The organism is Kaistella palustris DSM 21579 (genome assembly GCF_000422265.1).
In the GTDB taxonomy this organism is placed as follows: Bacteria; Bacteroidota; Bacteroidia; order Flavobacteriales; family Weeksellaceae; genus Kaistella; species Kaistella palustris.
Genome location: NZ_AULL01000017.1, coordinates 111,831 through 125,839 on the forward strand (window position 1 = coordinate 111,831; position 14,009 = coordinate 125,839).

At 42.3% G+C, this 14,009-nt stretch carries 15 protein-coding genes and 3 tRNA genes; 11 read left to right on the top strand and 7 right to left on the bottom strand.

Translation table 11 applies throughout. The features are described from left to right. The first annotated feature begins 10 nt into the window (after positions 1-10). Complete coding sequence (locus tag H562_RS0107380; RefSeq protein WP_027376917.1) at positions 11-802, top strand: DUF2797 domain-containing protein; 792 nt, start codon at positions 11-13, stop codon at positions 800-802. A 63-nt stretch (positions 803-865) separates the two neighbouring features. Further along, complete coding sequence (locus tag H562_RS0107385; RefSeq protein WP_027376918.1) at positions 866-3,535, top strand: AsmA family protein; 2,670 nt, start codon at positions 866-868, stop codon at positions 3,533-3,535. Between the two features lie 22 nt (positions 3,536-3,557). On the opposite strand, the gene H562_RS0107390 is transcribed toward H562_RS0107385, so the two are convergent. From H562_RS0107390 to H562_RS0107415, 6 genes are all read right to left on the bottom strand, one after another. After that, a complete protein-coding gene (locus tag H562_RS0107390) occupies positions 3,558-3,899 on the bottom strand; it encodes a hypothetical protein (protein WP_027376919.1) in 342 nt (113 codons plus the stop codon). A 68-nt stretch (positions 3,900-3,967) separates the two neighbouring features. Continuing rightward, positions 3,968-4,564, bottom strand: a complete 597-nt coding sequence (locus tag H562_RS0107395) for a DUF1989 domain-containing protein (RefSeq protein WP_027376920.1) — start codon at positions 4,562-4,564, stop codon at positions 3,968-3,970. A 3-nt stretch (positions 4,565-4,567) separates the two neighbouring features. Next, complete coding sequence (gene gntA / locus H562_RS0107400) at positions 4,568-5,239, bottom strand: guanitoxin biosynthesis heme-dependent pre-guanitoxin N-hydroxylase GntA (protein WP_027376921.1); 672 nt, start codon at positions 5,237-5,239, stop codon at positions 4,568-4,570. 308 nt (positions 5,240-5,547) lie between these two features. Next, a tRNA-Leu gene (locus H562_RS0107405) sits at positions 5,548-5,631 on the bottom strand. Between the two features lie 5 nt (positions 5,632-5,636). Then, positions 5,637-5,709 (bottom strand) — tRNA-Gly (locus tag H562_RS0107410). 49 nt (positions 5,710-5,758) lie between these two features. Then, positions 5,759-5,840, bottom strand: a tRNA-Leu gene (locus H562_RS0107415). Positions 5,841-5,996: 156 nt separating this feature from the next. Here H562_RS0107415 and H562_RS0107420 point away from each other — a divergent pair. The 8 genes from H562_RS0107420 (at position 5,997) to H562_RS14835 (ending at position 12,263) form a co-directional block, all read left to right on the top strand. Then, on the top strand, positions 5,997-6,374 hold the full coding sequence (locus H562_RS0107420; protein WP_027376922.1) for a DUF3127 domain-containing protein: 378 nt from the start codon (positions 5,997-5,999) through the stop codon (positions 6,372-6,374). A 71-nt stretch (positions 6,375-6,445) separates the two neighbouring features. Then, positions 6,446-7,096: a leucyl/phenylalanyl-tRNA--protein transferase gene (aat, locus tag H562_RS0107425; protein ID WP_027376923.1), complete on the top strand. Its 651-nt coding sequence runs from the start codon at positions 6,446-6,448 to the stop codon at positions 7,094-7,096. Next, positions 7,086-7,994 carry a DMT family transporter gene (locus H562_RS0107430; RefSeq protein ID WP_027376924.1) on the top strand — a complete coding sequence of 303 codons (909 nt, stop codon included), beginning with the start codon at positions 7,086-7,088 and terminating at the stop codon, positions 7,992-7,994. The genes aat and H562_RS0107430 overlap by 11 nt, the downstream gene beginning before the upstream one ends. A 97-nt stretch (positions 7,995-8,091) precedes the next feature. Then, positions 8,092-8,745: a CBS domain-containing protein gene (locus tag H562_RS0107435; RefSeq protein ID WP_027376925.1), complete on the top strand. Its 654-nt coding sequence runs from the start codon at positions 8,092-8,094 to the stop codon at positions 8,743-8,745. 1 nt (position 8,746) lies between these two features. Next, complete coding sequence (locus H562_RS0107440) at positions 8,747-9,613, top strand: NAD kinase (RefSeq protein ID WP_027376926.1); 867 nt, start codon at positions 8,747-8,749, stop codon at positions 9,611-9,613. A 68-nt stretch (positions 9,614-9,681) separates the two neighbouring features. Further along, on the top strand, positions 9,682-10,752 hold the full coding sequence (gene fbaA / locus H562_RS0107445; RefSeq protein WP_027376927.1) for a class II fructose-bisphosphate aldolase: 1,071 nt from the start codon (positions 9,682-9,684) through the stop codon (positions 10,750-10,752). A gap of 53 nt (positions 10,753-10,805) precedes the next feature. Beyond that, complete coding sequence (accD, locus tag H562_RS0107450; RefSeq protein WP_027376928.1) at positions 10,806-11,654, top strand: acetyl-CoA carboxylase, carboxyltransferase subunit beta; 849 nt, start codon at positions 10,806-10,808, stop codon at positions 11,652-11,654. A gap of 51 nt (positions 11,655-11,705) precedes the next feature. Next, the gene (locus H562_RS14835) at positions 11,706-12,263 is read left to right on the top strand and encodes a DUF6973 domain-containing protein (protein ID WP_051190440.1); all 558 of its coding nucleotides are present in this window, start codon (positions 11,706-11,708) and stop codon (positions 12,261-12,263) included. A 6-nt stretch (positions 12,264-12,269) separates the two neighbouring features. On the opposite strand, the gene H562_RS0107460 is transcribed toward H562_RS14835, so the two are convergent. Further along, complete coding sequence (locus tag H562_RS0107460) at positions 12,270-13,511, bottom strand: PQQ-dependent sugar dehydrogenase (protein ID WP_027376929.1); 1,242 nt, start codon at positions 13,509-13,511, stop codon at positions 12,270-12,272. A gap of 128 nt (positions 13,512-13,639) precedes the next feature. Here H562_RS0107460 and H562_RS0107465 point away from each other — a divergent pair, with 128 nt between their 5' ends. Further along, positions 13,640-14,008, top strand: a complete 369-nt coding sequence (locus H562_RS0107465) for a BlaI/MecI/CopY family transcriptional regulator (protein ID WP_027376930.1) — start codon at positions 13,640-13,642, stop codon at positions 14,006-14,008. Position 14,009 lies beyond the last annotated feature (1 nt).

Here is a 14,009-nt window from a genome sequence, read left to right on the forward strand (position 1 = left end):
TAAAACTCCAATGAAATTTTGTGGACAACTGTTAAAAATGACCACGCAGAATGCGAAACCTATTCAGTATTACCTAAACCTGTCGCATGACCTTATTAATATGAATCAGCTTTTCGGTAAAAAACTGAAGTGGAAACATGTTGGTTTTGACTGTGTTGCCTGTGGCGGCGATGAAAGGATCTTCCGCATGGGATTTTGTAAAAGATGTTTTTACGAGAGTCCCTATGCCAGCGATACCATTATCCGCCCGGAACTTTCTACCGCGCATCTGGACATTGGTGACCGCGATCTGGAAGTTGAAAAAGCAATGCAGCTCCACCCACATATCGTGTACCTGGCTTATACCGGAGACGTGAAAGTGGGGGTTACTCGCCGGTCGCAGATCCCTACACGCTGGATTGATCAGGGTGCCACCTTTGCCCTGCCCATTGCAGAAACCGATAATCGCTACGAGGCCGGCATGATCGAGGTTGCTATGAAAGAGCACCTAGCCGACAAAACCAACTGGCGCAAAATGCTGGAGGATGATTATGAAGATGATCTGGATCTGGCAGATTTCCGCGAAAAAGTGAAGGAATATTTTCCGGATAATTTTAAAAATTTCTATTCGCACGCCCATGAAATGATGCGCCTTGACTTTCCGTATGAAGCGCCGGAGAAAATTACGTCGGTTTCACTGGATAAGAATCCTGAGTTTGAAGGGGTATTGCGCGGAATCAAAGGTCAGTATCTTTCTTTTGACGGCGGCACTTTTCTCAACGTGCGGGCGCACGAGGGTTATGTGGTAGAACTGGAAATCTGAGATTTTTAGTTTGCGGGAAAAGCCTGCTGACAATATGGTGCATAAATTGTAACTCCCCATTCCATGAAAAAAAAATACCTGCGCACTTTCACGGTTATTCTGGGAGTGACTGTCCTGGTGATCTTCGCGGCAAATGTCGGGTTGAATTTCTGGCTGAAACATAATCTGCCCAGGTATATAAAGAATAATTCCGACTACTTCATTACGTACAAAACACTCGATGTGGATTTGGGCACCGGCAATGTAAATGCCACCGGAGTTACAGTAAACACACAAAATCCCGACCGTACAGATAAATTGAATCTTCAGGGTACGGTGGATACTTTAATCGTTTCCCGACTGGGAATTTATGACCTCATTTTTCATAAAAAAATTTCGACACAGGATCTGACTTTGAAAAATCCCACTTTGAATATCGTACTGGCAAAACCTGCGACGGAAACTGGGAAGCCGAAAAAGCCGGTAGTTCTGAAGAATATAAATATCAGCAGCGGCGATATACAGATCTTTCGTGCTGCGGGTCAGAAACTTTTATCTGTTAAAGATTTGGATCTGACCTTAGAAAAACTTCAGATGACTGAAAAAGCGGAAGGTGAAAAACTGCCGTTCACCTTTGAAAAATACAGCCTGAAAGGGAACAATTTCTTCTTCCGGCCGGATAATGTGTATGCTTTTACGGCAAAGTCTGTGACTACAGAAAACGGCCAGATGAAAGTTGAAAAATTCGCCATCAATCCGCTGCTGTCTTACCGGAATTTTCTTAAGTATTACCCAAAGAAAAGAAATCTGTTTGATGTGAGCGCCGCTGAAATGCGTTTTAAGGATATCATCATTAAAAATAATCAGCTTTCCCTCAGCGATCTACAGCTTCAGGATCCGGATATTACCTTTTATACTAATGATGTAAAATCAAACGAAAAAAAGAAATCCTTTACTTACAATATAGATCTCGAAAATGTTCTGCTCAGCAATGCCAAGATCAGTATTTTAAAAAGCGCCGGGAACCCACTGTTTACGGCAGGAAACTTAACGCTGCAGATCAACCGTTTGGTAATGAATGATGAAACGGCAAAGGGAAATATTCCTTTTAAATATGAGAATTTCAACATTGAAGGAAAGAATTTAACCTACCTGTCAGCGACCCAAAATGTAAAAGTGGCTGCAGTAGCGCTTCAGCCAAAATCTGCAAAACTCGAAAAGATTACGGTTCAACCCCACGGAGCAAGCGCAGACAAAACCAGCCTGGATCTGAGCGTCAACCGGCTTGATCTTAAAATTAATGACTGGCAGTTCAACAATAATAAACTGAAACTCAATTTGCAGAATGTGCTCCTCACCGGTTTAAAAGGAACTGTAAGGCCGGCTGAAAATTCTGCAAAACAAAAACCTATATTCGCCGGAATACAGTTTCCACTTCTAATCAAAAATGTGGCAGTAAAAAACTCGGACCTTATTATAGAAAGTAAGAACCAACCATTAATTTTAAAAAATTTAAACGCAAATTTCCAGGATATTGAAATGAATGCGCAGACCATAAAAAGCCGGCTGCCCTTCAAAACGGGAAATTACACACTGACCACGCGGAATTTTACTTATAAAACAAAATTCTACAATTTTGCCGCGTCCCTTTTAAAACTGAATAAAAACGCAGCGCAGGTTTCGGGATTTTCTATGAAACCGACTGTTTCCCGCGCCCAGTTCATCCGCATGATTCCTGCTGAAAAAGATCTGTATGATATTAAGGTTTCAGAAATCGCAATGAAAGGTAAGTGGGATCTGATTTCGGAATCAAAATTTTTGGATGTTTCGCAGGTTACGTTAAATGGTGTAAATGCCAATATATTCCGCAGTAAGATTCCGAAAGATGATTTAAGCGAAAAACCACTTTACTCCAAACTTTTGAGAAGCGTAAAATTCCCAATGTTCATCGGTAATCTGGATATAAATAATTCGTTGCTGGTGTATGAAGAAGATACCAAAAAAAGCGATGGTCCGGGAAAACTCGTTTTTGATCAGTTTACTTTAAATGCCAAAAACATCAATTCCGGGAAGATGAAGGGAAAACCTACAGAAATTCCCATTTCCATTGCATGCAGGTTTATGAATGCCTCGCCGATGAAAGTGAGCTGGAGAATGAATACTGCCAGGCCCGATGATGCTTTTACCATTTCGGGAAATGTGTCTGATCTGCCGGCCTCGCGGGTCAATCCTTTTATAGAACCTTACCTGAAAATCCGTGCGACTGGTTTGATTTCCGACCTTATTTTTAATTTTAATGGAAATAATGCCGGAATTCAGGGGAGTTTAAATATGAAACATAAGGAACTCCAGATTGCAGTGCTGAAGGACGACGGTGAGAAAAACCAGCTACTCTCCGCGGTTGCCAATATTTTTGTGCGAACAGATTCCGGCAGTTATCCCGAATCGGTAAGTGTGGAAAATGTAGAACGCGATAAAACCAAATCATTTTTTAATCTCTTTTGGCGCGGTATAGAACAGGGTTTGAAAAAAACACTGATCGGAAAAAATGCGCCTAAAACTGAAGAGAAAGTCCGGGCGACCGTGGATAATACCAAAGCCGCACTTCAGGAAAACAAAAAAGACCTGCAGGAAACAAAAGGTCAGGTGCAGGAAAAGGTAGAAACCATTAAAGAAAAAGCGCAGGACAAAAAAGAAAACATAAAAAAGAAAGGCATTTTCAGAAAAATATTCAAGAAAAAATCCGATTCGTAGCCAGAACCGGATTTATTTTTTCTTAATCAAAATTGAACTCATCCCTTTCAGCAATTGGGATTTTGCGCAGAAAATTATCGAATTCCTCACCGCTGTAGTTACTGTCGGCACCATAGGAATCCAGCAATGTCGAAAGTTCGCCGTCCTTGTCTTCCAACAGATAAAGTACGCTGTTGTCGTCGGGATTACTGTCACCTTCAAATCTGTAGGATTTTACGATGACAAGATCCTCGGGTTGGTAGGTTTTTTCGTCCTTCCCGAGCACCATTTTGTTATCCTCGTTCATGCAGATTTCTTTGGTAATTCCCCTTTTTGCCAAGGTATTGTAGACGAGTGAAAGCGGTTTTAAATTGTGACCTTCCATAATTTATTATTTTTGTGATAGTTAAATGTATTGTTTTTTAATTGAAAGCTGCTGACAATCAGTAATTATTAATGAAAACCATTGCCAATTTTATACTGAATGGGTTTGAAAGTGCCGCCGTTGCTGTCTTCTGCAGAACATGCGGTGAGGCAGACCACCAAATCCATTTGTGCTTCGAACTGAATATAATCGCCCGCTTTCGAAGTGGGCGGCAGCACAGATAATTTTCCCTGTTCATTAAACTGTACATTCATAAATATATTGAAGGCAGTCGGAATGTCATCAGTTTCAATACCAAAAGGCTGCAGATTTTTCGAAAGATTATCCAGGCAGCTCGGGTGGTAGCCCTCATAATTATACATGATCTCGAAAGTTTCTTTACTGCACGGTGCGAGCAGAAAATCGTTTCTGCCATTGGTGTCTTCCACTATTTTTGCCATCTTTCGGGAACGGTTACTCCAGAGGTAGTTTCCTTTTGTAAGTAAAATAGATTCCTCGAAATCCAGCGATTTACCCGAAGAAATTTTCTCGCCGAAATCATGCTCATTAAAAAGAACCATGTCACTTACCTGTCCGCCTTGTGGATCGCTGACGGTTAAAATCTCACCTTTTTTTAAAACGAAAGCTTTTCCTGTTTGTTTTTCGATAGTAATTGTATCGTTCATTTATTAACTGTTTTTGTGATGGAAAGGACATTTCCAGGAATTTTCCACTTCTCTGCCGCTGTATTGTTTGGTCTCCGAGTCCGTGCCGAAATCGCGCAGAACCGGGTTTATTTCGCCTTGTAAATCTTTATCGTTGGCGCGGATCGTGTCGCGAACTTTTTCGTAGGTGCCCATTTCGCGGAGTTTCTCGAACTGGGAATGCAGATTGAAAACCAGCGTCGGGAAGGGTGCCTGCCTGGCAATTCTGGAGCTTTTCGGATGGAGACCTACGACGTAGAAAGCACGTCCTTTTAAGCTGAAACTGAAGTTGGGATTTTCCGGATCGCGACTCACATTAGGGTCCCACTCGCAGTCGTCGATTTCGTGAAGCGTCTGCAGAGCCTGCCACAGATCTTCCTCAAAACTGAGTTCATCTTCATAATGATTGTTTGGGAACGCAGCGATGAATGACTGAAAACCTTTGGTTTCGAAATCATATTGTGCCACATATTCTCCCAGGTCAGTCATCAGCCGTTGCAGACTTTTCTCACGGTTAATGTCTTTGTATGCCTTCAGCGTGTATTTTTCTGTTTTGAAGAGGGCTTTTGCCATAATACACGGGTGGGTTTGGTTTAGAATAAAATCTTTATAGGCATTTTCGATTATTTCCGGTTTCCAGAGTGTAGCAGTATTCATAAATTTTTAATTTGTGTTATTGTTTAAAGTTTTATCACGTGTGCGACAGGTTTAAAATCCAGCTGAATCTTTAATTCGAACAGCGCAGAATGCCAATCAAAAACCTTGTTCAATTAATAAGTACTCTCAAAACCTTACAATTATGATACCATGAATCCAGCATTTTTGCCCGAAAACAATCAGAAAATGCCTGTAAAAGAAAATTAAAATTGAAAATTATCGAAGAAAAATGTCTGAAGAAAACAGACAGGGAAACCAAGTTAAAAACAAAAAACGCTGACAATCAAAAAGATTATCAGCGTTTAGAGTACCTCGGACGGGACTTGAACCCGTACATTCTTACGAATACAGGATTTTAAGTCCTGCGTGTCTACCAGTTCCACCACCAAGGCTTATGAGCGAAAAACGGGATTCGAACCCGCGACCCCGACCTTGGCAAGGTCGTGCTCTACCAGCTGAGCTATTTTCGCAATTATATTTTATAACAAAAAAATTAAAAAATATTTCTAAAAAGAAATGTGCGGATGGAGGGACTCGAACCCACACGCCTCACAGCACCAGATCCTAAGTCTGGCATGGCTACCAATTACATCACATCCGCTAATGAACACTGTTCTTTTTTGGTGAGTGCAAATATAAATACTTTTTCGTCACCACACCAATAAAATTTCAAATTTTTTAATATTTCTAAAAAATTAAATCGCGCACTTCTTTTTCTCTGTGTAATTTCTTACTTTTACACCATAACAAACGAATTATGGAATTACAGGGAACAATCAAAAAGATATCTGATATTCAGACTTTTGCAAGTGGTTTTCAAAAAAGAGAAATGGTACTTCTTACCGAAGAACAGTACCCACAACCTATTAATATCGAATTTTTGCAGGAGAAAGGCGACCTGCTCAATAATCTGAAAGAAGGCGATAAAGTGAAAGTAGCGATCAACATCCGTGGCCGCGAATGGACTTCACCCCAGGGTGAGGTTAAATATTTCAACTCGATCACCGGCTGGAGAATCGAAAGTATCGACAGTTCACCTAATTTTAATGAGCCTACGCAGGCAGCGCCTTCAGCCTCACAACCTGCTTCAGGTGGAAATGTTTTCGAAGAAGAAGATGATGACCTGCCTTTCTAAAAAATAAAATTTAGAAAACCTTTAAACCAAAAAATCCTGCTGACTGAAAAGCAGGATTTCCTTTTTATAAAATGGTTTTCCTAAATCCTGAAGAGTTATCCTTTCCCGACCCCGAATTCTGCCATTCGCCAGATGGACTCCTGGCGGCGGGTGGTGATCTGTCTGCCGACAGGCTGCAGTTTGCCTACGAATTGGGACTTTTTCCCTGGTACAATCCGGGCGAAGAAATTCTGTGGTGGTCGCCGGATCCGCGGTTCGTCCTTAATCCCGCAGATTTACGGGTTTCGAAATCCATGAAAAAGGTTTTGAGAGATGAGGTCTTTACCTTTACAGAAAACACCTGTTTCCGCAAAGTTATGGAAGCCTGTAAAGAAGTGTATCGAAAAGACCAGGACGGAACCTGGATCTCCGATGAGCTGATTGATTCGTTTGTGGAACTTCACCAGCGGTGCCTTGCGAAAAGTGTTGAAGTTTGGCAGAATGGGGAATTGGTCGGCGGTTTTTATGGCGTGCAGGTCGGCAGGGTATTTTGTGGCGAAAGTATGTTTGCCAAAGTAAGCAATGCCTCCAAGGCCGGTTTTATTTATTTTGTTAATGCCCATCGCGAAGATTTATCACTCATTGACTGCCAGATCTTTTCTGAACACCTGCAAAGCCTTGGTGCGACAATGATTTCTAAAAGCCTTTATTTAAAAATTTTAAAATCAAGAAATGAATCCTGAAAAAGAAAGATGGGTTTTACTGGTGGTGCTTTCCGTAATTTGGGGTTCCTCATTTATCCTTATAAAAAAGTCGCTGGAACATTTTAATCCTTATGAAGTGGGCGCGTTGCGCGTGCTGATTGCAGGCATTCTTCTTCTGCCGCTGGCGATTGTGAACATCAGGAAGTTCCCGAAACGCCATTTGAAATGGCTCATCATTGCAGCGGTGACCGGAAATTTTATCCCAATGTTCCTTTTTCCCATCGCAGAAACCAAAGTCAGCAGCAGTATTGCGGGTATCGTAAACTCCATGATGCCGATCTTTGTAATCATCTTCGGAGCGCTTTTCTGGAAATTTTCTACAAGCAAAAGGCAACTTACCGGCGTGGCGATCAGCTTTACCGGTGCGTGTATTCTGGCATTCTCGGGCGGGCCCGGCGGCGACCTGAAATTAATTCCTGTACTTCTGCTGCTGCTCGCGACGTTATGCTATGCTGTTTCTACCACCACGGTAAAAGCAAAACTGCATGAAATCCCGGCAAAGATCTTATCCGCCTTTGTATTTTCTTTTGTGTTGATTCTGCCCTCGCTGCTGGCGCTCGTTTTCTCGGGTTTCTTTACAAAGCTTGAGCCCAATCGTGATCTGTTCATAGGTTTGGGTTTTGTAAGTTTACTTTCGATATTCGGAACCGGTCTGGCGATGATGCTGAATTACAGGCTTCTGAATATTTCTACCCCGCTGTTTGCCTCCACGGTTACTTTATTAATGCCGGTTGTGGCAGTGATCTGGGGGATTTTAGATGGTGAAAAACTTACATTCATGCAGGGTGTGGGTGGGTGCATCATTCTGGCGGGACTTATCTTTCTGCGCGCGAAACCATTAGCAATAAAAGAGATACCGCAAAACACTGAGCTTTAGCATGGTCTGAAAAATAATTTTATACGAACTGGAGTTTACGGATTTATAACGGGATTAATTTGCTTTCTCTTTTTTAATAATTTCCTAAATTAGCCTCATGTTTATTAAAGATTACATCTCCAAAGACTTTCCCGCGTTTAATTCCGGTGACCTTATTGAAGAGGCCAATGACCTGGCAAAGGAATTCGGCTATTCGCATGTTTTTGTGAAGAAGAAAGGTATTTACCAGGGCGCACTGAGCCAGCCTTTTTTAGAGGAAAGTCCTGAAGGTACGCTTGCGAGCCTGGAGATGCATTACGAAAGATTTGCACTTTATGAAGACGGGAATATTCTGGATTCCATCAATCTGTTTAATACGTTCAGCGCCAATGTAATCCCTGTCATCACGAAAGCCGAAAAATATGTGGGCTACCTTTCCTGCGACGATATTTTCAGCGAGTTTTCAAAATATCCGCTCTTCTCTGAAGCCGGTGCCATTATGATTGTTCAGGTGACCGGTCATCACTATTCCTTTACAGAAATAGCGAAAATCGTAGAAACCAACAACGGCAGAATTTTTGGCTGTTATGTAAGTCTGATGACGGAGGATTATGTGCAGATCACGGTGAAAATGACCAGTGATAATTTAAGTTCGGTCGATGAAACTTTCCGCAGATATGGCTATACCGTAATTCATAAATATTACGACGACGAGAAAGATGAACTGTTGAAAGACCGTTTCGGTTTTTTTCAGAAATATATGGAAATTTAGCATGAAGGCAGCGATCTATTCCCAAAAAAGCGATCTGGATACATTTATGTACCTGAGCAAATTCGTTACAGAGCTCGAAAAACGAGGTGTGGAAGCGGTACTGCACGCGGAAATGGCCGAAGCGATGCAGTTTTCAAAACACTTTGACACTTTTGCCGGCAAGCAGGATCTGAAAGCGAAAAAGATTGATTTGTTTTTTACCTTTGGTGGCGACGGAACTATTGTTAACTCACTTCTTTTTGTGCAGGACCTTGAAATTCCGGTCGTGGGAGTTAATACGGGCCGGCTCGGTTTTCTGGCCAGTTTTACCAAAGACGAAATTTTTCTGGAACTCGACGATATCATTAAAGGAGAATTTAAGATCAGCCGCCGCTCTGTTATAGAAATCACCTCGCCCAGCAAATCGATGTTTTTTCCGTATGCACTGAATGATATCACCATTTCCCGCAAGGAGACCACGGCGATGATCACCGTAGATTCTTATATCGACGGCGAATTCCTGAATATTTTCTGGGGCGATGGCGTAATAATTTCTACACCCACGGGATCTACTGCGTATTCACTGAGTTGTGGCGGCCCCATCATTACACCTACCAACGCCAACTTTGTGATTACACCGATCGCACCGCATAACTTGAATGTGCGGCCGCTGATCGTGGATGATGATGTGGAGATTCGCCTGAAAGTGGAAAGCCGCGTGCCTCAATATTCACTCTCACTTGACTCACGGCTCATTCACATGGAAACCGACGTGGAAATTGTTCTGAGAAAAGCGCACTTTCAAATTCTTCTAGTGCATCCCAATAACCTCAGTTTTTACGAAACCATACGGCAAAAACTCCTTTGGGGCAAAGACAAAAGAAACTGATAAATTGGCATAAAATCCTTAACTTTACATTTCTAAAAAGAAACTAGAAATCCTTTAAATTTTACACTATGAGCAGACGTTTCCCGGCAGGTGTTGCCACAGGTCAAATGGTTACAGACATTTTTAATTTTGCGAAAGAAAACAATTTTGCTTTGCCTGCAGCCAACGTTATAGGTTCCAGCAACGTAAATGCAGTTTTGGAAACCGCTGCGAAACTAAATTCACCCGTCATCATTCAGTTTTCCAACGGCGGAGCCGCATTTAATGCGGGTAAAGGATTGGGTAACGAGGGTCAGCAGGCTTCCATTTTAGGAGCTGTCGCAGGTGCCAAACATATTCATACTTTAGCAGAAGCCTACGGCGCGACCGTAATTCTGCATACCGACCACTGTGCGAAAAAACTATTGCCCTGGATGGATGGTTTGATGGAGGCAAATGAAAAATTCTTTGCCGAAACCGGGAAATCGCTTTATTCCTCGCATATGCTTGATCTGTCCGAAGAGCCTATTGAAGAGAATCTTGATATTTCCTGCAAGTATTTTGAGAGAATGGCAAAAATGGGAATGACGCTGGAAATAGAACTTGGTGTCACCGGTGGTGAAGAAGATGGTGTGGATAATTCCGGAGTTGACTCTTCAAAACTTTATACCCAACCTGATGAAGTGGCTTACGCATACGAAAGATTAAATGCGATCTCGCCAAACTTTACAATTGCTGCAGCTTTCGGGAATGTACACGGCGTGTACAAACCGGGAAATGTAAAACTGACGCCTTCTATTCTTGATAATTCCCAGAAATACGTTCAGGAAAAGTTCGGCACTGCTGAAAAACCGGTGAACTTCGTCTTCCACGGTGGTTCCGGTTCTACGGTCGAAGAAATTCGCGAAGCGATCAGTTACGGTGCCATCAAAATGAATATCGATACGGATCTTCAGTTTGCCTATACCGAAGGAATCCGCGATTATATGGTGAATAAGCTCGACTATCTGAAAGGTCAGATCGGAAACCCAGATGGCGACGATAAACCAAACAAGAAATATTACGATCCGAGAGTTTGGGTAAGAAAAGGCGAAGAAACATTTTCTAGCAGACTTGTTCAGGCTTTCGAAGATCTAAACAATGTTAATACACTAAAATAATTCAAGACTTTAATCTAAAGTCAACAGGAATTTAAATCTGAAAATCTTAATCAATGGCATTTGACTGGTTCAAAAGAAAAACGCAGAATATCACCACTTCAACAGAGGATAAAAAAGACGTACCCAAAGGGCTTTGGCATCAGACGCCTACAGGTAAGATCATAGAGCATGAGGAACTTAAAGCCAATAACTATGTTTCGCCCGAAGACGGCTTCCACGTAAGGATCGGCAGCAAAGAGTTTTTCTCAATACTTTTCGATAATAATGAGTATACAGAACTCGATGCAAATGTAGAGAGTGTGGATATGCTGAATTTTAAAGACACCAAAAGCTACACCGACCGCTTAAAAGAGGTTTCTGCCAAAACAAAACTGAAAGATTCCATTCGCAATGCCGTGGGAAAAGTAAACGGTACAGACCTGTACGTTTCATGTATGGATTTCGCCTTCATTGGCGGATCGTTGGGTTCTGTGATGGGCGAGAAGATCCGTCGTGCTGTCGACTACTGTATTGAGCACAAACTCCCGTACATGATCATCTGCCAGTCGGGTGGCGCTCGAATGCAGGAAGCGACTTATTCGCTGATGCAGCTCGCCAAAGTACAGTCGAAGCTTGCACAGCTTTCAGACGCCGGCCTTTTATATATGGCCTATTTATGTGATCCTACTTTTGGTGGGATTACCGCGTCGTTTGCAATGACCGCTGATATTATTATGGCGGAACCCGGAGCGCTGATCGGATTTGCGGGTCCGCGTGTGATCCGCGAAACCATTGGTAAAGATTTGCCGGAAGGTTTTCAGACCTCGGAGTTTTTGCAGGAAAAAGGTTTTGTAGATTTCATCGTGAAAAGAACAGAAATGAAAGATAAAGTATCTAAAGCCGTGAACCTGCTGGTACACTAAAAAATACAGTTCGACTTTAAAAATCTCTCCTGCACAGGGGAGATTTTGCTTATGAAAAAAACCATTCTCATATTAATAAATACGCTGCGTACACTCACTTTTCCTAAGATTGTGCGCCTTCTGAAACTTATACTTCCGCACCCGCTTTTTGCGTTGATGGGCTTTTATGCAACGGTGAAGAGTTTTATGCTGGCCAAGAAACATTTTCCCAAAACAAATTCTACAGATGGCGTAGGCAATGCTTTCCGCCATGCATTGTGGACGTGCCTGATTACGATGTACTGTTCCAAAATCTCGTCACCGCAGAAATCGCTTCACTTTGCAAAACGCATGACTGATCTGCATGAGGAGCTTTTCCCAAACGAACCTTTGCAGACAAAAATGGATCTTCATAACAATGCAGTTGGACTTCAGCTTTACAAGGAAATGCTTCCGGGCACGCACCGCCAGTTTTTTGAAACCGGATTTTTCCTGGAAAAGCTTTTGGTAAAAGTGGAAACTGCGAAAATTCTTACTGATCCAAAGGGAGATTATAAAAATGACCTCATTTATTTGAAAGGTGAAGAAACTCCGCACTTCGGCAAGGCGGACACTCCACGGAAAAATTGATTATTCTTATTTTTTTGAGATTCGGTAGAGTTTGCCGCTGTCCGTAATACCATAGAGGTTACCGTCGCTGCCGTCGAGCACATCGCGGAAGCGTTCCTTTTGATCGGTTAGCAGCCATTCTTCACCAACCACTTTATTATCTTTAATGACAAGGCGGATGATCTTTTCGCCGCTTAAGCAACCCAGGAATAAGTTATTTTTCCACTCTTCCATATTTCCGGTATAAAACGTAATGCCACTCATTGATATCGAGGGGTCCCAATAATAAACAGGCTGCTCAGTTCCGGCTTTTTGCTGAATGCCGGCACCCACTTTTTTACCGCTGTATTCTAAACCGTATGTCACATCGCCCCAGCCATAATTTTTTCCGGGTTTGATAAGATTTACTTCGTCGCCGCCCATTGGTCCCATTTCGGCTTCCCATAACTGTCCTTTTTCATCCATTGCAAGGCCTTGCGGATTGCGGTGTCCGTAAGAATAAATTTCCGGTTTGTATTTTACATTATCCAGAAATGGATTTCCTGCGGCCGCTTTCCCCTCTTTGGTTATTTTAAGAACTTTCCCAAGGTAGGCCATCGTGTTTTGTGCTAAAGGTCTGGTCGCCAGGTCCGACCTTTCGCCGGTGCTTACAAAAAGATTTCCATCTTTATCGAAAACGAGGCGGCTGCCAAAATGTTTATCGCCGTCATAGGTTGGAGTTGCGCGGAAAATAACCTGCGGATTTTCAACTCGTTTTTCATCCTGTGAAAGTTTTCCTTTGCCAACTGCGGTGTGGTTTCCCCCTTCAACCGGTTCCGAAAAAGTCCAGTAGATCATGCGGTTATTACTGAAATCGGGATCCAGGGCAACATCCAGCAAGCCACCCTGCGCTTTGGTATCTACTTCCGGGAAGCCTTCAATTTTTTTCACGTCTTTACCATCTGCAGACAAAATGCTCATATAGCCGGCTTTCGCGGTAATCAGGAAACGTCCGTCGGGTAGATTGATGATTCCCCATGGTTTTTCTAATTTTTCATTAATGACATCGACCTGATACGCTGTTTTAGTGCGGGCGCCTTCTATCCGAGTTTGTCCTTCAAATGCCGGCTGATAGTCGGGGGAATGTTTTTTATTCATTTCTGGATTAGGAAGCTGGCCGCTCTGTGGAGCGGGAGTATTGTTTACAGTAGTTGTTTTGGTAGTGCCGTTGCATGAGGCAAGAATTGAAAGGACAGCTGCCGAAGTAATTGTGAGTATTGTTGATTTCATACCTGAACGTTTAAAATTTAACAATGAATAACAAAAAACGTTCCCCACAGTTTTAAAATAAATTATAAAATCGCTTGCACAGTTATAAATTAATTCTACATTTGTAGAACAGATTTATTATTTGTAGAATGAAAAAGAAACTTACGGAAGCGGAAAAAGCCATTATGGATATTTTGTGGGAAAACGAAACCGCTTTCATGAAAGATATCCTGCAGATTTTACCGGAACCGAAACCTGCGCCTACTACGGTGGCCACCTTGTTGAAACGTATGCAATCCAAAAACCTGGTGGGTTATAAAACCTTTGGCAATTCGCGCCAATATTTCGCAAAAGTAAATAAAGAGCGATATTTTAAGGATGAAATGAACAGTATGATCGACCGTTTCTTTAACAGCTCGGTAACGCAGTTCGCCTCGTTTTTTGCCAACAGTAAATCACTTTCGCAGCAACAACTGAAGGAGTTGCGCGAGATTATTGATAATCAGATAAAAGAATGAT